The organism is Bacillus paranthracis, assembly GCF_024296885.1.
In the GTDB taxonomy this organism is placed as follows: domain Bacteria; phylum Bacillota; class Bacilli; order Bacillales; family Bacillaceae_G; genus Bacillus_A; species Bacillus_A paranthracis.
This window is the reverse complement of sequence record NZ_CP101135.1, coordinates 2081688-2102006: the sequence shown is the minus strand read 5'-3', so window position 1 is coordinate 2102006 and position 20319 is coordinate 2081688. Positions and strand designations below refer to the sequence as shown.

General features: G+C 35.4%; 15 protein-coding genes and 2 other annotated features. Of the genes, 2 read left to right on the top strand and 13 right to left on the bottom strand.

Annotation, left to right across the window (positions count from 1 at the left end; translation table 11 throughout):
* Positions 1–6 precede the first annotated feature (6 nt).
* The 8 genes from ileS to NLJ82_RS10650 all read right to left on the bottom strand — a co-directional run bounded on the left by ileS (position 7) and on the right by NLJ82_RS10650 (position 13984).
* A complete protein-coding gene (ileS, locus tag NLJ82_RS10685; protein WP_000754930.1) occupies positions 7–3108 on the bottom strand; it encodes an isoleucine--tRNA ligase in 3102 nt (1033 codons plus the stop codon).
* 54 nt (positions 3109–3162) lie between these two features.
* Positions 3163–3402, bottom strand: a binding site (T-box leader).
* 99 nt (positions 3403–3501) lie between these two features.
* Entirely contained in the window at positions 3502–7704 is a 4203-nt protein-coding gene (locus NLJ82_RS10680; protein ID WP_000883797.1) for a bacteriocin-processing peptidase family protein, read from the bottom strand.
* Positions 7705–8083: 379 nt separating this feature from the next.
* On the bottom strand, positions 8084–8962 hold the full coding sequence (locus NLJ82_RS10675) for a class I SAM-dependent methyltransferase (protein WP_073535980.1): 879 nt from the start codon (positions 8960–8962) through the stop codon (positions 8084–8086).
* Positions 8963–9137: 175 nt separating this feature from the next.
* A complete protein-coding gene (argS, locus tag NLJ82_RS10670; RefSeq protein ID WP_000384854.1) occupies positions 9138–10826 on the bottom strand; it encodes an arginine--tRNA ligase in 1689 nt (562 codons plus the stop codon).
* 45 nt (positions 10827–10871) lie between these two features.
* Positions 10872–11085, bottom strand: a binding site (T-box leader).
* A 40-nt stretch (positions 11086–11125) separates the two neighbouring features.
* On the bottom strand, positions 11126–11902 hold the full coding sequence (locus tag NLJ82_RS10665) for a class I SAM-dependent methyltransferase (RefSeq protein ID WP_000637441.1): 777 nt from the start codon (positions 11900–11902) through the stop codon (positions 11126–11128).
* Positions 11903–11951: 49 nt separating this feature from the next.
* Positions 11952–12386, bottom strand: coding sequence for a BrxA/BrxB family bacilliredoxin (locus NLJ82_RS10660; protein ID WP_000063713.1), 435 nt, complete (start codon positions 12384–12386; stop codon positions 11952–11954).
* Between the two features lie 83 nt (positions 12387–12469).
* Positions 12470–12853, bottom strand: a complete 384-nt coding sequence (locus NLJ82_RS10655) for a thiol-disulfide oxidoreductase DCC family protein (protein WP_000634899.1) — start codon at positions 12851–12853, stop codon at positions 12470–12472.
* Between the two features lie 3 nt (positions 12854–12856).
* Positions 12857–13984 carry a conserved virulence factor C family protein gene (locus tag NLJ82_RS10650; RefSeq protein WP_000692574.1) on the bottom strand — a complete coding sequence of 376 codons (1128 nt, stop codon included), beginning with the start codon at positions 13982–13984 and terminating at the stop codon, positions 12857–12859.
* A 258-nt stretch (positions 13985–14242) separates the two neighbouring features.
* Between NLJ82_RS10650 and NLJ82_RS10645 the strand changes: the two genes are divergently transcribed.
* Positions 14243–15376 carry an FAD-dependent monooxygenase gene (locus NLJ82_RS10645; RefSeq protein WP_001066845.1) on the top strand — a complete coding sequence of 378 codons (1134 nt, stop codon included), beginning with the start codon at positions 14243–14245 and terminating at the stop codon, positions 15374–15376.
* A 101-nt stretch (positions 15377–15477) separates the two neighbouring features.
* Positions 15478–16068: a TetR/AcrR family transcriptional regulator gene (locus NLJ82_RS10640; protein ID WP_000943172.1), complete on the top strand. Its 591-nt coding sequence runs from the start codon at positions 15478–15480 to the stop codon at positions 16066–16068.
* Positions 16069–16096: 28 nt separating this feature from the next.
* Here the strand turns inward: NLJ82_RS10640 and NLJ82_RS10635 are convergent, their stop codons facing one another.
* The 5 genes from NLJ82_RS10635 to NLJ82_RS10615 all read right to left on the bottom strand — a co-directional run bounded on the left by NLJ82_RS10635 (position 16097) and on the right by NLJ82_RS10615 (position 20297).
* Positions 16097–16432 (bottom strand): single-stranded DNA-binding protein, encoded by a 336-nt coding sequence (locus NLJ82_RS10635; RefSeq protein WP_000982010.1) that lies wholly within the window; start codon positions 16430–16432, stop codon positions 16097–16099.
* Positions 16433–16590: 158 nt separating this feature from the next.
* The gene (locus NLJ82_RS10630; RefSeq protein WP_000975123.1) at positions 16591–16845 is read right to left on the bottom strand and encodes a DUF4318 domain-containing protein; all 255 of its coding nucleotides are present in this window, start codon (positions 16843–16845) and stop codon (positions 16591–16593) included.
* A gap of 105 nt (positions 16846–16950) precedes the next feature.
* A complete protein-coding gene (locus tag NLJ82_RS10625; protein ID WP_001260642.1) occupies positions 16951–17682 on the bottom strand; it encodes a Bax inhibitor-1/YccA family protein in 732 nt (243 codons plus the stop codon).
* Between the two features lie 75 nt (positions 17683–17757).
* Positions 17758–19653: an ABC-F family ATP-binding cassette domain-containing protein gene (locus tag NLJ82_RS10620; RefSeq protein WP_000783207.1), complete on the bottom strand. Its 1896-nt coding sequence runs from the start codon at positions 19651–19653 to the stop codon at positions 17758–17760.
* Positions 19650–20297 carry an HD domain-containing protein gene (locus NLJ82_RS10615; RefSeq protein ID WP_000165947.1) on the bottom strand — a complete coding sequence of 216 codons (648 nt, stop codon included), beginning with the start codon at positions 20295–20297 and terminating at the stop codon, positions 19650–19652. Before NLJ82_RS10615 ends, NLJ82_RS10620 begins: the two co-directional genes overlap by 4 nt.
* Positions 20298–20319: the final 22 nt, after the last annotated feature.

Here is a 20319-nt window from a genome sequence, read left to right as displayed (position 1 = left end):
TTTTCTTTACTTAGTCGCGCTTAATTTAATACGAACTTTCGTCTCACCTAAAGATAGTTCATCATCTTCATTCGTTAAGTGACCAAATGTAAATTGTTTAACGAGTAAGTTTTCTTCCAACAACTCTTTATGATTCGTTAACGTTTGCTGTAGTTCTTCCTCTGTATCAAGAATTACATCTACCCGTAAATTAACAGGTAAATTCAACTGCTTACGATATTCTTGAACGGCGCGAATGAATTCACGTGCTACCCCTTCTTGTAGCAATTCTTCCGTTACATTCGTATCTAACATTACTGTATATTGTCCGTTAGTTGTATTAGAGAATCCAGATTTCGCAACTTTCTCTACTAATACATCTTCAGTCGTTACAACTATTTCTTCTCCTGATGCTACTTCGTAAACTGCTCTTTCTGTAGAGACAAAGTTTTGTACCTCGTCTTGTGATAATTGTTTTAGCCAGCCATTTACTGCATTCACATTTTTACCGAACTTCGGCCCAGCCGTTTTAAAATTCAGCTTTAATTGATAAGATGTGTATTTCGTTTCATCGAGTTCAACATGGAACGCTTTTACATTTAACTCATCCATAACGATATCACGATAAGATTCCCAATCCATATCATTTTCATTATGCTCAAGTAATACAAGTTCCGCTAACGGCTGTTTTACTTTTAAAGAATGTTGATTACGATTACTTCTTCCAAGTTCAACAACTTGTAAAACTGCATCCATTTCCGCTTCTAATTTCGGCTGAAGTAGTGATTCATTTACAACTGGATAATCCTCTAAATGAACGCTACTTCCAGTTAAATTCAAATGAATATCTTCAGCGACAAACGGTGTAAACGGTGCGATTAATTTACTAATTGTTACAAGCACTTCGTGAAGTGTCTCATACGCAGCTGCTTTTTCAGCATTCATACCAGATTCCCAGAAACGATTACGTGATCGCCTTACGTACCAATTACTTACTTCATCTACAAGCGCCGCGATTTCACGAGCTGCATTCGTAAATTGATAATCATCAAGTGCAGTTCTCACTTTTTTCGTTGTGCTATGCAATCTTGATAATACCCATTCATCCAATTTCGTCCGCTTTACGTCATACGTTTCGTTCGGATTATACTCATCTAAATTTGCATATAAAACGTAGAAGCTATACACATTGACTAATGTATCTACAAATTTAGATTTTGCTTCTAATACTGTTCTTTCAGAAAAACGCTTCGCATTCCACGGAGCACTGTCAACGAGTAAAGCCCATCTTAAAGCATCAGCACCAAACTTCTCTACTAAATCAACTGGATCTAGTGCATTCCCTTTACTTTTAGACATTTTCTGTCCTTCCTCGTCTAGAACATGCCCTAGTGATAGCACTCGTTTATACGGTACTTTTCCAGTATATAGTGCTGATACAGCTAATAAACTATAAAACCAGCCGCGTGTTTGATCAATTCCTTCTGCAATTACATCTGCTGGAAACTGTTCTTCAAATAACTCTTTATTTTCAAACGGATAATGATATTGCGCAAATGGCATCGAACCACTATCAAACCAAACATCAATTACTTCTGGTGTGCGATTCATTGTACTTCCGCATTTTTCGCAGCAAACTTGCACTTCATCTACATATGGCTTATGCAATTCTAAGTCTTCAGGTGTCTCTTTCATACTATGCTTTCTTAAATCAGCAATGCTTTTCGGTGCGAATTGATGATCGCAACTTTCACATTCCCATACGTTTAATGGTGTTCCCCAATATCTATTTCGGCTAATATTCCAGTCCACCATGTTTTCTAAAAACTTACCAAATCGTCCATGTTTCATATGATCTGGATACCAAGTAACAGTATCGTTGTTTTGTAAAAATGTATCTTTAATTGCAGTCGTTCGGATTAACCAACTTTCACCTGCATAATAAAGAAGTGGTGAATCACAGCGCCAACAATGTGGGTAACTATGCTCATACTTTTCTTTATGATAAAGTAAACCTTCCTTCGCTAAATAACGAACGATATCTACGTCACAATCTTTTACAAATTTACCTTTCAAAAATGGTACTGCTTCTGTATATTCACCTTTCTCATCTACAACATGTAAGAATGACAACCCTTCACTTTGAACGACTCTATAATCGTCCTCTCCATATGCTGGAGCAATATGAACGAGTCCTGTACCACTATCTGCCGTTACAAAATCTGCTCCGATAACGCGGTACCCATTTGTAACTTCTTTCATGGGAAACGGTGCTGTATAAGAAGTATTTAATAATTCTTCTCCTTTATGAACAGATAATACTTCATAGTTTTCTTTTAATACATCTCGTACACGTTCTTTCGCAACAATGTATACATGACCTTCTTGTTTCGCTTTCACGTATTCCATATTTGGATGTACAGCGAGTGCAACATTTGCTGGAAGTGTCCAAGGTGTTGTCGTCCAACCTAGGAAGTATTCATTGTCACTATCTTTCACTTTAAACTTAACTGTTGCACTTAAATCTTTTACTGTTTTATACCCTTGGGCAACCTCATGTGAACTTAGTGAAGTTTGACAACTTGGGCAATATGGTGAAACTCTATGCCCTTTATACAATAATCCTTTTTCATGAATCGTCCCTAAAATATGCCATACACTTTCGATATATGGATTCTCTAACGTAACGTATGGATCATCCATATCTACCCAATAACCGATACTTTCAGTGAATTCACGCCACTGCTTCTCATATGTGAATACACTCTCTTTACACTTCTTAATAAATGGTTCAATTCCATACTCTTCGATTTCATGTTTACCAGAAATACCAAGTTGTTTCTCAACACCTAATTCTACAGGTAAACCGTGTGTATCCCATCCCGCTTTTCTTAATACTTTATAACCAGACATCGTTTTATATCTTGCTACTACATCTTTAATTGTTCGTCCAAGTGCATGACCTACATGCGGTAGTCCGTTCGCCGTTGGTGGTCCTTCATAAAACACAAAAGATTGTGCGCCTTCTCGATTCTGAATTGATTGTTCGAAAATGCTCTGCTCGTTCCACTGTTTACGAATACGTGTTTCTCTCCCTACAGCTGACTCTTTTACATCTACTTTCTTCATCTACAATCACTCCTTTTGAATGTTTTAAAGCACACAAAAAAACCGTCCCTATAAAATAGGGACGGGTTTACCCGCGATACCACCCTAATTCTATTAGCTCTTCACTAATAGCACTTAGCAACGTACTATCATACGTGTTCTTTGTAACGGTAGACATCCGTCCGAGCTTACTCATTTTCAGCCTCGGCTCCTCGGAGATGATTTTCAAATAACGTCTGCACACCGGCTTTCAGCAACATACCGGCTCTCTGGGGAACAGTACACTATTTTACTCTTTCTCGTCTTCAGATTTGTATACTTTGTTAAAAGCTATTTTATGCCATTTGGTAATCAATTGTCAACTAATTCGAAATATATATTTAATTATGCCCTTTTTTCACTATTCTTATACAATTACTTTTCAAATTCTCGCAGTGCTGCTAAATTTTCATCATCCTCGATAAGTTCAGCGAAAAATCCCGACTCATCCTCACGAAGTACAATTTCAAGCTCTTCCTTCGCCTCTTCATTCCTGTTTAACTGTGCTAAATAACAAGCACGATCATATCTTGCTAACAAATCACTCGCATCCATTGTTACTACTTCATTTGTTATTTTTTCTGCCTTTATCGTTTGGCCAGCACCATGATATGAAGATGCTAAAGAAAGAAGAATTGCTGTTTCATTCGGATGATAGATAGAAGCATTTTCTAATACGTGAATTGCCTCTTCAAACCTCTCTTGACTTTGATATATTTCTCCTAAAGCAAGAAATGCTCTACTTACAAATGGTGTTTGCTCCGTTAATTGTAAAGTAATCTTTTCTGCTTTTCTTTCTTCTCCTGCTTTAAAGAATACTTGTGCCTGAAGAAGAAGAGTATCGTAATCATCTGGTAACTCTCGAACCATTTGCTTCGTTAATTCCATAGCATCTCTTAACATACCTTCTTCCTCGCACTCAACGAAAAGATTTACAAGTTGCTTCGCTACTTCATAATCCCATTTATTTTCTAGTGACGTGTGCAGAATCTCTATTGCTTCTCTATTCATCTCTACATTCTCATAAAATAGTGCAAATCGCTGCGCTGCCATACTATTTTTCGGATTTAACTGTAACGAAATTTCATATAAATCAATGATTGTAGTAATAATCGAAATTTCTTTCGCACGGTTTTTCATACGATAAAGAGCTCTCGTAAATATGGATTTCTTCGGCTGTTCATTTTGTTGACGTTCAATCCATCTTTCTGTAACTGCAGATGCAGCATACATAAACGCCATACTTCTTTCTGCCTTTTTTACTTTTAATATGTGAAGAAAATCTCGTATGTTAGACCATTTCTTATGTTGTTCTATCGCTTTTACATATACATCAAATATACGTTCATTATTTACATCTTTTTGTATAACCTTCATTGCAATTTCAATTGCTTTTGCATTTCTATTTTTCAATAATACTTTTGCATAATGATATAAAACTTCTGTATGCTCACTATCTAATCGTAGTGCCTCTTCAATCTGTGCTTGTTCTTTATCTATTTCATCCATCGCTCCATACACATATGCAATCGCATCTAATCGCCATGTTTCAGGCACTTCGTCCACTAATTGTTCTAGTTCAGTCAGCAATTCTTCCTGAAGATTCATTTCTACTGAAAGCTGCGCCAAATATTCCATATTAATATGCAGCGGCTCTTCTTTCATCGCCTGAACCATATGACTTTGTTCTTTAGAACGATTTTCTTCTTTTTCATATATTTCCGCAAGCTGTAAATGTACACCGACGAAATTCCCATCAAGCTCTAAACATGTTTCATATGCCTGTTTTGCTTCCGTCAATTGTCCTAATGCCATAAGTGTTTCACCAATTCGGTAATACGGTAATGCCGTTTCCTTTTGTTCTATCGCCTTATTATATCTTTTCATCGCTTGGCCATACTGTCCGATAGATTCATATAAAATACCTGTATAACAACCGTATTCACTTACTTCATTTCTTTCTTTGTGTAACGTTCTTAAGAATGCTATACCTCGCTGCACAAATACCGTTCCTTTAATTCGGTTCACATATTCATCTAACGCGCTTGCTACATTATATTCGCTCTGCTTTATACCACTCTCTAACTTAGACAATGCTACTTTAAACCCTTCTTCACTTCCACCAAGTTCAACTTCAGCATCCCATAAAACCATTCCTGCATTCATAAGAAAATCTTGGCTCTTTTCAATTTGTTTTTCAATACCGAGAATATATTCTTTTGCTTCCTTATATTGTTCTCTTGCCATATAAACTTGCGTAAGTCCGAAGTGAGAATAAACATCATCATGATTTTCTTCTAAAGCACGAGTATACAACGATTCTGCTTCTTCCAGGCTATCATTTTGAAAATGATAGTCACCCAGTTTTACATATAGAGGCGCCTTATCATCACAATTCTCAATACCTTTTAATAAAATTTCTTTCGTACTTTCCTCATCCTTCAAATCAGATTCGTATATTTCCGAAAGTTTCGTATAAATGTAAGGTGCATTACTATCCAAATGAATCGCTACTTTAAGCCCTTTTATCGCTAAATGTAATTTCCCTAAATGATGCGCACATCTCGCTCGCTCATACCATACATGCGCCTCATTTTTATACTCTCTTAACAGGTCGTTAAAGATTTCATACGCTTCTTCATATCTTTCTAAATCTATTAATATTAACCCGTGATTCGTTAAAGTAAATCTTTCTGGACTACGTTCTAAAGCAACTTGAGAAAACTGCAATGCCTTATCAGATTGATCGATATACATATAGGATAACGCAAGGAAACTCCAAGCAATCGGCTGATCTGCGTCTAATTGTAATGAGGAACGAAAACTTGAAATCGCTTCTATATAACTCTCCTGCTCAAAAGCATACCTTCCGTTTATGAAATGATATAAAGCACGATTATTTTTCTTCTCAACACTCGCAAGCATGTGCCCGGCTTTTTCTAACTCTTCCAGGCGAATAAAGCACTGTGCACCATGTAATTTAACAAAATCTGAGTTAGGAAATTTCTCCATTAACTTTTCTATACAATATAAAATAAATTCTTTATCTACTTCAACATCTAAATGCTTAACCGTATATAACCACGTATTCGGATTATCACTCGTCCCTTTTAAAAACTGTACTAAGTCATGAATCCCCTCTTTATCTTGTTCATCCAAATGATCTGTTAAAGAAAAAATAGATTTAAAATAATGATGTTCTTCTTCATTTAAAAATGATAGTAGTTCCTTCTTTTCTTGCGGAACAAACGTAATTGCTAAACAACCTGTATAACGATATTTTTCTTGTAACTTACTATATTCCACAATAACTGGCTCTATAAAGTTCGGATCTTGAACATAAAAGGCCTGCAATGTATCATCATATCCAGCTAGTACTTGTACATGTGAAGCATGTTCAATATCTATACTTAATAATACGGGAATTCCCTGATCTAGCAGTCTCTTATAATTTTCTACATTCCCTTTAAAATAACGATATTCATAACCTAATTCGTCTAAATAAGAAACAGTATCTGAAAACTTCGAGCCTGTCATATCAAAAATAAACTCTGCTATTTCATCTTGTGTACGTTTTTCTCCCCATAACTGCAACATCATTTCTAAACTTGTCGGCACACAATAATTATCCTTTTGTACAATGGGAACAATCGGCAGGTGAACCTTTTTTCCATCTGGATTTTTTTCTAAATTATGATATAAAGACCCTTTTAAACTTTTTTCTTCTTTTAATAACTGTTGTAAATCTACAAGTTTATTCATTTTGTACAGTGCTTCTGCTCGTAAATGTACGAAATAAGCTTTATACGCATGATAAGGAAGCTGTTTATTTATGTTATCTATTACTGATAACATATCTTCGTACTTCCCTAAATCTAATACATATTTTATCTTTTCAAAATGAAAATATGGTACTTGTGGGAACTTTACAATTGCATCATCAATTAGCTGCAATGCACGTTTTTGTTCTCCTTTATTCGCATATAACTGTGATAATAAATAGGTAGATAACTCTTCACAATCTTTATGCTGCATACCAGCTATAAATTGTTCTTCTGCTTTCTCCCATTCACCTGTATGCATATAGACGTATCCCCATTTATCAAACACGGCACGTTCACTGTACTCCTCTGCTTTTTGCATATAGATTAGCGCTTCTTCATTTCGTTTCATTTCCAACAAACATCGTACTAAAGTAAAATATGTTTTCGCTAAAAGATCAACTTCAATTTCTTCTTTATTTACCTCTTCTAATGAGTCTTTTAACAACTGTTCTGCTTCAAGAATTTTCCGCTCATCAATTAACTCATCACAATATAAAGAGAGCGTTCTCATATTTGGGAATTTTTTATAGGCATAGCGAATGAGGAATGAACTGTATTGGTGCATAAGCCCTTCATCAGTAAGACGTATTAATATATCAAACTCCTTATGTGAAGGAATATTAGCAAGCCAATTCTTTACATAAGATAAAGTATTCTTTTCTTTTATATATGAAATTTCATTATTTATTTCCTGTAATCCATCTATAAATCTCTTGTCTTTCAAACAAGCATCTAACTGCTTAAAATCTAGCATGTATTCACCTCGAATATTTATTTATACTGCTACTTGCTTAGATTTTACACATCATATTGTATGTATTCAACTAAAATCTCCTATAATGGATAGTATTATTTAATATTATTCGAATTTATAACAAAATATAGTAAAAATGATTGTTTTTCTCTGTATTTTGTTTGATTATATGGAATAACGTAACATGTGGATCTTATTTTTATATAGCTGAAATCAGTACATGAAATTATATCGGCGATAATTCAAATATATCAGCGATTCTTTCATTTTATCGGCGATTTTCAAAATATATCGACCGATTCTTAAAATATATCAGCGATTATATGTCGAATATCGACTTATCGACATTCAGCGACATGTTTCATCGTATTACTACCTATTAACATACTATTTCACCAAATGTAATTTTCATATTCGGAGCGTACACTAATGAAGAATGTATATGAAATGCTTTAAAAAATCGTAGTTCAGCTTCATATTGAGCTAGCGCATCATCATATGTTAATCCTCTGTCTATTAAATGTCCTATAAATTGCTGTTTATCACCTGGATTCCCCGCAATCCCCTCTTCCTTTAATGAATGATACAACTTCGCTTTACCATGATGGTGCATATTAGAATCTAAAAAGTTCACTTTATCACTTACTCTACATTCAATATTTTCCACGCCTAATTCACTTAAATATATCGGTATTTTCATACCAATATTTCCATCTTTTCCGCTTCTCTGTGTGTCACTTTCAAATAACTTCTGCAAAGTGCCTAACCTAATAAATTCCGATTGATTCTCCCCATCTAAAAAGTATGAAGACATATTTGATATCCAATGTGGTTCAAAACAGATTATTTTTCCGCCCTTTTTAACTGAATGTATCATTTTTTGTAGCATTGTTTCTGGAGTAGTCATATGTAATAAGAAAGCATGACAGATTGCTATATCGTATTTATCGTTCAGTTCAATTTCTGTAGCATCTCCTTCAAGAAATTCTGAATCATACGGAAGTAAACGAAACAACTCTCTCGCTTCCGCTATTAATGTTCCCCCGCTATCAATGCCTGTATACTTTGATCCTTTTGGAAGTAATGGCATTAATATTAAGCCTAAATAACCATTTCCACAACCGTAATCAACGATATGTACTGGCTTAGTGATTCTCCAAACTGTATTTACTAAAAAACTTACATAATCGTCATTGTAATATAGATCTCTCGTATTCTTTAAATACGCTAGTTTACTGTTCCAATCGTACGTTTCCAAGTTTAACGCCTCCTTTTATATACACCTATTACAATTCTCCATTTAATAAAAACATTCCTATGCTTTAAACAATCCTTCAAATATAGTTTTGATAATGTGAAAATACTGCTTACACCGTTCCTATACAAAATAAAAAAGGCATACATATCTGTAATGATATATACACCTTTTTATGTTACATCTCCTCAGGTGCCTCCACCCCAAGTAAACGTAATCCCTCTTTTAATACAACCGTCACAGCATACACTAATGCTAGTCTACTGTCTTTTTCGGCGTTTTCATTTAATATACGCACATTTCCATAATATTTATTAAACGATTGTGCCACATCTAATACGTATTTCGAAATAACCGATGGTTCATTTTTGTTGAAGGCTATTTCAATTACTTGTGGGAATTTATTAAGTAATTTTACAACGCTCCAGCTATGATCATCTTTTAATGCAAACGTACACGTTTCAAATTCTACGCTTTCTTTTCTTAAAATAGAGCAAGCACGTGCATGTGTGTATTGTACATATGGGCCTGTTTCCCCTTCAAATTTCAGCATATTTTCTAATGAGAATTCAATATTATGCATACGCTCATTTTTTAAATCGTGGAAGATAACTGCGCCTACACCGACTTGCTTTGCTACTTCTTCTTTCTGTTTTAAATTCGGATTTTTCTCTTCAATATTTTGTTTTGCAAGTTCGATTGCTTCCTCAAGTACTTCTTCTAGTAAAATAACTCTTCCTTTACGTGTCGACATTTTCTTACCATCTTTTAAAATGAACCCAAACGGTACATGTTCCATGCCGTCAACCCAAGTGTAGCCCAACTTTTTTAATACAGTGAAAAATTGATTGAAGTGTAAACTTTGTTCCGGGCCAACTACGTATAACGCTTTATCAAAACCAAATGTGTTTTGACGATATAGCGCTGCTGTTAAGTCACGCGTTGCATAAATCGTCGCACCATCTGATTTTCTAATTAAGCAAGGTGGCATTCCCTCTTCTTCTAAATTAACGACTAATGCGCCTTCTGACTCTTCAAGTAAATCATGTTCCTCTAAAATCCCAATAAAGTCTTCCATTAAATTATTATAAAAAGCTTCTCCTTGAAAATTAGTAAATTCCACACCGAGAAGTTCATAAATACGAGAAAATTCTTTTAAGGATTCGTGGCGGAACCAATTCCAAAGCTCAACAGCTTCTTCATCACCTTCTTCTAATTTCTTAAACCAAGCGCGTCCTTCTTCTTCTAATTCTTCGTCGTCTTTTACCTCTTCATGAAATTGAACATATAACTTAAATAATTCACGTATTGGATCCTCTTTCACTACTGCTTCATTTCCCCATTTTTTATAAGCTGTAATTAACTTTCCAAACTGTGTTCCCCAGTCTCCAATATAATTAATTCCTACAACTTCATAGCCACATTTTTCAGCGATATGTTTCAATGAATTTCCTATCATTGTAGAGCGTAAATGCCCCATTGAAAATGGCTTTGCGATATTAGGAGAGGAATAATCGATAACGACCGTTTTTTCATATCCAAAATGATTGTGACCGTACTCTTCTTTCTCCGCTAAAATCGTTTTTAATACTGTATCACTTACCGTTTCACGATTAAAAAAGACATTTACGTAAGGACCAACAGCCTCTACTTTCGCAAAAAACGGATCACTTAATTTCTGTGCAACTTCCTTTGCAATAATAGCCGGTGCTTTTTTATATTGCTTCGCTAATGAAAAGCATGGGAACGCTGCATCTCCGAATTCATCTTGTTTCGGTGTTTCAATTAAATCTAAAATTTGCTGTTGCGTTAATTCATTCGTAAAAATATTAGATAAACTTTCTGCAAACTGCTTTTTATAATCCATGCTACAACCTCCTTCATTTTTAAAATACAAAAAACTCGTCTCTAAAAAAGAGACGAGTTTGAACCCGTGGTACCACCCTTGTTGTTCATTACGAACCACTTTCCCGTTTATAACGAGGACAGGGGGCCTCGGCTTACTCTACTATTCGTTCAAGAAGCATCTCCGAAGTGCGCTTCATCTTTTCTTCCGCACTAGGCTCACACCATCCCTAGCTCGCTTTCCTTCTAAAAAAGACTACTCTCTTCATCACAGACAGTATATTTAATTAATTATTGCTTATTATACATCTTTTCAAACAATTAGCAAGGGTCAATTACACCAAAGTGAAACTTAGCACTTTTTCTTTTGTATACGTGAAAATTGTGTTTTTCAAATCTAGAACTACGGAAATGATCTTTTAATACGACACGCTTTCTCGCCACTCGCTTCGCCTCCGCAATTGTTTCATCAGTAATATCATGATACAAAGCGAAATGTTTTAATCCTTTAATTCCGTCAGATTCTATGACAGTTTCTTCAAACATCGGATCGAGATAAACGATGTCATAGCTATTATCTTCACATTGTTTTAAAAATGCGAAGTGCTCCGTTTGCTTTACATCAATTCGTTGCATTGCTTCATCAATTTCAGAAACAGATGAAGACCATGTTTTCAAACCATTTTCCATAATATAAGCCATATACTCATTGCCTTCAAGTCCTGTTACTTTTCCGCTTTCACCAACAATATAACTAGCTACAATACTATCTGATGCCATCCCGAGCGTACAATCTAACACTGTCATTCCTCTCTCTAATTGCGTGGCTTGTACAAACGGATCATGTTCTCCGCGCATTAACCTTTTCACACGAAACATCGCTGAGTTCGGATGAAAGAAAAACGATTCTTCCGTACCTTTTGGATAAATAGCTAATCGGTTCTTCCCTACGACAAGTACATCTTGTTCATACTGTTCATGCAGCTTATGTACTGGTATGTCATTACGTTTAACGAAAGAAGCATTTAATTCTGCTGCTACCCTGTTTGCATAAGCTGTCATTTCTTTGTTCGTTCTTCCTGCTGTTGTTACTATCATTTTTTCACCTCTATATAAAGAAAAGAGGGAGATTTACTCTCCCCCTTCTTTAGCAATTCTTTTCGAAAGCTTGTTCTAAATTCGTAATAATTTCGTCCATAGTTGCACCTTCAATTTCATGACGGTGAATGAAGTGAACAACTTCTTTTCCTTTTAACAATGCCATAGATGGTGAAGACGGAGGAATTTCTCCGAAGTATTCACGCATTTTTGCAGTAGCATCTTTATCTTGACCTGCGAATACAGTTACAAGATGATCAGGTTGTTTTTCAGCACGAACAACCGCTTGACCTGCTGATGGACGTGCTAAACCAGCTGCACAACCACAAACAGAGTTTACAACTACTAAAGTTGTACCTGTTACGTTTTCCATAAATTCTGTTACAGCTTCTTCTGTAGTTAACTCTTCAAACCCAGAACGCACTAACTCTTGGCGCATTGGGATTACCATTTGGCGCATGTATTCTTCATAAGCATTTGACATCTTGTAATCTCTCCTTCAACTTTCATTCCAAATTCATCATATCACGCTCTATTAATAGGTGCAAAAGAAAGATAACGATGATTTTATTTTTTTGTAGGGATTTCACAAACCCCACCGCGGCAATGTCCCACTGGAACAAGTTTTCTATTGTTAGCGATATAATCGTATACTTTACTTCCAAATCCAAGTACGATAGATAACTTTATAAAAGGCACGGCAAACCAATAAGATGGAACGGCCTTTGCTAATACATATATACTATGAATGCCGTCATACCATTTATTATTTTTAAAAATATACAATCTTTGTTCCATCTTACTTTGTAGTTCTTGAGAAAGTTCATACTTCTCAACTACATCTTCATCTCGAAATGAAACAAATTTCACCTTACCCTTTTTATCTAATTTCTTCGTACGTTCTGCAACCGCCGTACACATCGGACACCAACTATCATAGAAAACAATCATACATTATTCCCCTTTACGAGACTCCGTCATTTGTTTCCATACAGAACCTTTTGCTTCTTCTCCGCCTTCAATACGCTCTAACGCTAGACGTGCTTGCATTGCTACTTCAAACTCTGGATCATCTTGCGCTGCTTTTAATGCTGGAATTGCACTTTCATCTCCAAGTTCAAATAAGAACATCGCTGCACGCCAGCGTACTAATTTACTTGAATCTTTCAGAGATTTAATCATAACGAACATCGCCGCCGGATCACCTACATCTGATAAACAATCTCCTGCAGTACGACGAACACTTACAGAGCGATCTAATAAGGCTTTATATAATAACGGTAATACTTCATCACCTTTTACCATACCTAAATATGCTGTTGCTAAACGGCGAATCGAAACTTTTTCATCATCTAACGCCATCTTCAACACTGGAATATCTTCTTCAGTAGGATCCATTTGTTCTAAAGCTGCAAAACGTTTTTTCCAGTCAGCACCTTTCATCATCTCTTCTGTTACTTTATATGGCTCACGCTTTTGAATCGTTACTTCAACAGCACCTGCCTGATTTAATAATTCTTTAACCGTTTCATTTACACGTTCTTCCGGATAAGCAGCAACAATCTCTTCTACTACTTCTTTCCCGATTTCTTCAAAATTACCGTAACGTGTACTTTGTTCCACCCATTTACGTTCTTTTACAACGTTTGGTGCAGACATTTGCACTTTCATAATTGATTCTTTAAAACGGTCAGGTAAACCAACACGTTCTTCCGTCGTTCCATCTGTTAACTTTACTTGCATTGGAATTGTAAAGAACATTTGAACAAACACTTTCACTTCCCCAAAATGAGCAAGTTGTTGTTCTTCACTTTCTTCCACTACTTCTTCGCCAAAAACAGCACGAACTTGTTGTAATAACACTTTCCAGTCATACTTTGCATTTCGCTCCACTGCTAAAAAGTCAGCTACATGATATACACCTTTAATGCCTTCAATTTTCAAAATTTCTTGCACTTGCATTGGCGCTTGTTCTTTATTTTCATTTGTATAATTATTACGTGCTCCTGATGGTAATACTTCATTCAAAATAACTTTCATTGTATTTGGACTTGGCGTCGGTTCAATTGCTTTAATCTTCACGTAAATAACTCTCCTTTATTGCATGTTCTTAGCTGTATTGTAACATGTTATCACGCTATACTCCTACTCGGATGCTTAATTTTACTATTTACCTTTCTACATCGCCGGAAAGTTTCATTCATTCTATTTTCACCTAATCATTCCATAACTATAGTTAAAAGTATAATTGACAATTACATAAAAAGGGATTAACCTTAACTCATAAAATGACCGTGGTCATTTTATGAACAAAGTCATTCAAAGGTGGAGTGATAACAAATGAACAATGTCATAATTATTGGTGGCGGTATTGCTGGACTTTGCGCAGCAATTTCCTTACAAAAAATAGGAATAGAAGTAAAAGTATATGATAAAAACAATGAGCCTACTGTTGCTGGTGCAGGTATTATCATTGCCCCAAACGCAATGCAAGCACTTGAACTATACGGCATTTCTAAGAAAATCAAAAAATTCGGCAACGAAAGTGACGGTTTTAACCTTGTATCCGAAAAAGGTACTACTTTCAATAAGTTAATTATTCCAACTTGCTATCCAAAAATGTACTCCATTCATAGAAAAGATTTACACCAATTACTACTTTCTGAACTAAAAGAAGATACTGTCAAGTGGGGAAAAGAATGCGTAAAAATAGAACAGAATGAAGCAAGCGCCTTAAAGATAGTATTTCAAGATGGTAGTGAAGCACTCGGTAATATACTCATTGCGGCTGATGGTATTCATTCTGTCATTCGAAAGCAAGTAACACAAGGCGATAATTATCGTTATGCAGGATATACGTGTTGGCGCGGCGTAACTCCTGCTAATAATCTTTCTTTAACAAATGATTTTATTGAAACTTGGGGAACAAACGGTAGATTTGGTATCGTCCCTCTTCCTAACAACGAAGTATACTGGTATGCGCTCATAAACGCGAAAGCTAGAGATCAAAAATACAAAGCTTACACAACAACAGATTTATATAATCATTTCAAAACTTACCATAATCCAATCCCATCTATTTTAAAGAACGCATCGGACATTGATATGATTCATCGTGATATTATAGACATCACTCCAATGAAACAGTTTTTTGACAAACGCATCGTATTCATTGGGGATGCTGCCCATGCACTTACTCCGAATTTAGGCCAAGGTGCTTGCCAAGCAATTGAAGATGCGATTATTCTGGCTGAATGCATTAAAAATAATGCTCATTATCGTCAAGCATTTTTAGAATACGAACAAAAACGACGAGATAGAATTGAAAAAATCTCAAATACTGCATGGAAAGTTGGAAAAATGGCACAAATAGAAAGTAAACCTTTAACTATAGTAAGAAACGAAGTAATGAAACGTATGCCAAAATGGGTTTCTGAAAAGCAAACACATGAACTATATAGTTTTCATTTATAACATGTAACTATAATGAAAACTATAAACAGAATTATGACGTAAGATTCTATTTGAGATTATCTCTTAAACAGATATAATTGTTTTTGTTAGGAGTAGATAAAATGCTTAGAGAAACGAGAAAAAAAGAGTTAAAGGAACTTATATTCCTAAAAGCAGTACAGCTCTTTCAAGAACGCGGGTACGAAAATGTAACGGTTCAAGATATTACTACTGCATGTGGGATAGCGAAGGGCACTTTCTTCAACTACTTTCCGAAAAAGGAAAACATATTATTATTTTTAGGTGATTCTCAAATTGAGCTATGGAATGAAAGTTTAAAAACTTACGAAAATGTGGAACATCCAAAAGAAAGAATCAAACTTGTTTTAGGCGATTTACTGGATCGATTTACTGGACATGGTGATTTAATGAAGCATGCCGTCTTTGAGATTATAAAGTCAAACTACTTAGTAGAAAATGAATTAAAAAGTATACAACAGCTACAAGAAGGTTTGTCTTCAATTATTACAGAAGCGAAAGAGGCAGGAAAATTAAACAGTCAATGGGATATAAATATTATCGCTTCTACTGTTATGAGCACTTATTTTTATACACTAATGTCGCATTCGCTACTACATGGAAATGAAATCATTGCGAAAAATATTCTCAATCAACAATTAGATGTTGTTTGGGAAGGTATTAATCAAAAGTGATAGAGGGCTATGTTACTAGACCCTCTTATTACGATGCCCCCTCCCGCCTTCTCTCCAAAAAGGTTATACTCTCAATCACAACTTCAGTTCTATATATTCTCTTGCCTTGTTCATCATCGTAATTACTCGTCTGAATACGCCCTGTAATCCCAACAAGTGAGCCCTTCTTACAATATTCAGTTACATTCTCAGCCGATTTTCGCCATACGACACAATTAATAAAATCTACTTGTTGTTCACCTAAACTATTTCGAAATCCTCTATTCACCGCAACACATGCTCGTGCATACGCGACGCCTTGCTTTGTGTAGTATAATTCTGGCTCCTTTGTCAATCTACCGATTAATACAACTCGATTCATCATAAGTTATACCACCTCACATATTTTTCTTCATTGTAAATAAAAATGTATGAAGGGTAAAAAGCGTAAAATAATATATTTTAAAGTAAAAAAGATTATTTTTTATGCTATAAAAGAAAAAAAGAAACCTTACATATTTTAAACATGTAAGGTTTCAAAAATTATACTTCACTGCATGAAATGTAGTATCCTCCACGGGCCATCTTTATTTCTGCACGATACAATACTTCTTCTAAATAAAAAGTTATCGGTTTTACTTTACTCTCAAATTTAAGTTGTTCATTACATTCAGCTGCATAACTTTCAATAGCTGAAGTAATAACTTCTCCCGATGGATACGTTAAAGCATCATCTAGTTCTATGAAAAAACTTTTAGAAAATAGTTTTTTCATAATCCCTTTCTTCTCTTTCATCATATTCCATCCCCTTCAATTTAAAGTTACCAACATCCATATTATACCACATCATCAATTTATCTTTGAAAATAAAAAAATCCTGCATTTTTCATGCAGGATTTTTTATTAGTCATTTTTCGTAAAGTAAGAAACGAAACGAAGAATTTCTAAGTATAACCAAACTAATGTAAGCATTAGTCCCATTGCAGTATACCACTCCATATATTTCGGAGCTTGACTACGTACACCATTTTCGATTAAATCGAAATCTAGTAATAAGTTTAATGCAGCAACTACGATAACAACTGCACTAATAATAATACCGATCGTACCACCTTGGTGAATGTACGGAACAGTTACACCAAACATGTTTAGTAGAAATACGACTAAGTACATAACCATAATTCCAAGTGTTGCTGCCATCACGCCTGTACGGAATTTATCCGTTACTTTTACTACACGTGTTGCATATAACACTAACATTGCAAATAGAATTGAGATTGTTAGTAATACAGCATTTAAAACGATAGAATCGCCAAACTTCATTGTATAAACAGCTGAAATACTACCTAATACAACCCCTTCTACCGCCGCATAGATTGGTGCACCAAAAGGTGAAATACGCGGGAAGAACATAGACGCAAATGCGATGATTGCCGCAACGATTAAAGCGCCAATTAATACTGGCATCTTCATCGTACCCTCTATCATCTGTATGTATGAATAGACAGACGTTGCAAGTAGCAAGATAAGCATAATAAACGTTTTGCCTACTGTTCCGCCAATAGTCATCGCAGAAGCACTTGCTCCTTCTTTACGGAATGCCTCTTTTTTCAACATTGGATTAGATGTTCTCATTTTTTCCCTCCTAAAATAGGTTCTACCAATAGTGTAAAGTTTTTCTCTTTACTTTTCAATATATGCAGCTTGTTTTTATTTTAATCCTTCAACAATGTCCGATAGTTCACTCCATCTTTCCATCGTTTTTTCTAGCTCTTCTTCTGTTTTCTGCTGTGCTTCAGACAATTCTTGCGCTTTCGTAAAATCAGAACCAACATTCGCAAGCTCTTCTCCAATTGATTCTAGCTTTTCTTCAAGTTCCGCAATTGTATCTTCAATAGTTTCCCATTCGCGCTGCTCGTTATATGAAAGTTTACGCTTACGTTGTTGTTTCGGTGCTTCTTCTACCACTTTTTTCTCTTTCTGCACTTCCGCTTTCTCAATAAGTTCTCTCGTTTTTTCCATTTCTAAGTAATCAGTATAACTACCTAGAAATTCGCGCACTTCTCCTTCTCCCGTAAAGATGAACAATTCATCTACTACTTTATCTAAGAAGTAACGGTCATGCGATACAGTTAAAACGACACCTGGGAAATCTTCTAAATAATCTTCTAACACCGTTAATGTTTGTGTATCTAAATCATTCGTAGGCTCATCCAGTAATAGTACGTTCGGTTCTCCCATTAATATACGTAATAAGTATAAACGTCTTCTTTCACCGCCAGATAATTTGCCAAGCGGTGTACCATGTGAATGTGGTGGGAATAAGAAACGTTCTAACATTTGAGACGCACCAATTACTTTTCCGTCTGTCGTATGAATGACTTCCGCGATTTCTTTAATGTATTCAATCATACGTTGATTTAAATTCATCTCTTCATTTTCTTGCGTATAGTAAGCGATTTTTACTGTTTGCCCAACTTCAATTTCACCACTATCAGGAGATATTTTACCTGCAAGCATATTTAATAGCGAAGATTTCCCGCTTCCATTCGCTCCAATAATTCCGATACGATCGCCTGGTTTCACGATATGATTGAAGTTGTTTAATACTGTTTTATCGCCAAATTTTTTCGTTACATCTTTTAACTCAAGTACTTTTTTTCCAAGGCGACTACCGCTAAGCGCAATATCAACTGACTGTTTTGCAGCTGGACCTTCTTGACCTTTTAACTCTTCAAATCGTTGAATACGTGCCTTTTGCTTTGTCGAACGAGCTTTTGCACCACGGCGAATCCAAGCTAGTTCACGGCGATATAAGTTTTGACGTTTTGATTCTTGTGCAAGTTCTTGTTCTTCACGAAGTGCTTTCGCTTCTAAAAACGTACTGTAATTCCCTTCATAACTATACAATTTTCCATTATCTAATTCGAAAATACGATTCGTCACACGATCTAAGAAATAACGATCATGGGTTACAAGTAATACCGCACCTGTGTACCTTGCTAAATATTCCTCTAACCACTCAACTGTCTCATGGTCAAGATGGTTCGTAGGCTCATCTAAAATTAATAGATCCGGTGTTTCAATAAAACACTGCGCCATCGCAATACGTTTTTTCTGCCCACCAGATAAATTTCCAACAGTTGCTGTGAAATCCGTAATTCCTAGTTTCGTTAATAACGATTTTGCATTCGCATTTGCTTCCCACGCACTCATTGCGTCCATACGTTGTTGCACTGCAAATAATTGTTCCTGTACCTTTTCATTACTTGGATCTTTTTCGATATGTAATAGCGCCTTTTCATAATCACGAAGAAGACGAATTAAAGGTGTATCACCATGGAAGACTTGTTCTAATACTGTTAATTGTTCATCAAACTCTGGTTGCTGTGATAAATAACTAATTGTATACCCACGTGAATGAGTCATATCACCTGTGTCAGGAATTTCTGCCCCTGCAATAATTTTTAACAACGTTGATTTACCAGTACCATTTACACCGATAATTCCGGCACGTTGTCCTTCTGCAATACTAAATGATAATCCATCAAATAACGGTTTCTCTCCATATGATTTTGATAAGTTTTCCACAGTTAACATTTTCATATTTGTGCATTCCACTCTTTCATAAATTGTTCAATAAACTGTTCCATATAACGATGACGAACTTCAGCCTCTTTTTTTGCTGCATTCGTATTCATTAAGTCTTTTAGTTTTAAAAGTTTTTCATAAAAATGATTTAAAGATGGGTCATTATTTTTTCTATATTCATCTTTCGTCATCACTTCACGAGGAGGAATAGTTGGATCATACATTAGTCTCCCTTTCGCCCCGCCATACGCAAATGTGCGAGCTATTCCAATTGCACCAAGAGCGTCTAAGCGATCTGCATCTTGAACAATCTTCCCTTCAATTGACTCCACTTTACCGCCATGACCACCTTTATAAGACATATTGGCGATAATATGAAGAACATGCTTACTTTCCTCTTCTTCAACATGTAACTCTTCTAACCAATCAGAAACTTTTTTCATTCCTGCTTCTTCACTTTCATTTAACTTCTCATCTGCCACATCGTGAAGTAATGCTGCCATTTCAATTATAAAACGATTTCCTCCTTCTTGCTCGGATAAAGAAATCGCCAGTTTATGTACACGCTCAATATGATACCAATCATGCCCACTGGAATCTTTTTCTAAAATATGTTTTACAAAAGTAATTGTTTTTTCTATCTTTTCTTGTTTTGTCATTTTATCTTCACCCAGTTACTTA

Excerpts from the sequence above, each read along its gene's own strand:
- NLJ82_RS10655 (WP_000634899.1), bottom strand. The coding sequence starts at position 12,853 with ATGATTGTTTTCTATGATAGTTGGTGTCCGATGTGTACGGCGGTTGCA.
- NLJ82_RS10640 (WP_000943172.1), top strand. The coding sequence starts at position 15,478 with ATGCTTAGAGAAACGAGAAAAAAAGAGTTAAAGGAACTTATATTCCTA.
- NLJ82_RS10660 (WP_000063713.1), bottom strand. The coding sequence starts at position 12,386 with ATGTCAAATGCTTATGAAGAATACATGCGCCAAATGGTAATCCCAATG.
- NLJ82_RS10615 (WP_000165947.1), bottom strand. The coding sequence starts at position 20,297 with ATGACAAAACAAGAAAAGATAGAAAAAACAATTACTTTTGTAAAACAT.
- NLJ82_RS10625 (WP_001260642.1), bottom strand. The coding sequence starts at position 17,682 with ATGAGAACATCTAATCCAATGTTGAAAAAAGAGGCATTCCGTAAAGAA.
- argS (WP_000384854.1), bottom strand. The coding sequence starts at position 10,826 with ATGGATTATAAAAAGCAGTTTGCAGAAAGTTTATCTAATATTTTTACG.
- ileS (WP_000754930.1), bottom strand. The coding sequence starts at position 3,108 with ATGAAGAAAGTAGATGTAAAAGAGTCAGCTGTAGGGAGAGAAACACGT.
- NLJ82_RS10620 (WP_000783207.1), bottom strand. The coding sequence starts at position 19,653 with ATGAAAATGTTAACTGTGGAAAACTTATCAAAATCATATGGAGAGAAA.
- NLJ82_RS10665 (WP_000637441.1), bottom strand. The coding sequence starts at position 11,902 with ATGATAGTAACAACAGCAGGAAGAACGAACAAAGAAATGACAGCTTAT.
- NLJ82_RS10680 (WP_000883797.1), bottom strand. The coding sequence starts at position 7,704 with ATGCTAGATTTTAAGCAGTTAGATGCTTGTTTGAAAGACAAGAGATTT.
- NLJ82_RS10630 (WP_000975123.1), bottom strand. The coding sequence starts at position 16,845 with ATGATGAAAGAGAAGAAAGGGATTATGAAAAAACTATTTTCTAAAAGT.
- NLJ82_RS10635 (WP_000982010.1), bottom strand. The coding sequence starts at position 16,432 with ATGATGAATCGAGTTGTATTAATCGGTAGATTGACAAAGGAGCCAGAA.
- NLJ82_RS10645 (WP_001066845.1), top strand. The coding sequence starts at position 14,243 with ATGAACAATGTCATAATTATTGGTGGCGGTATTGCTGGACTTTGCGCA.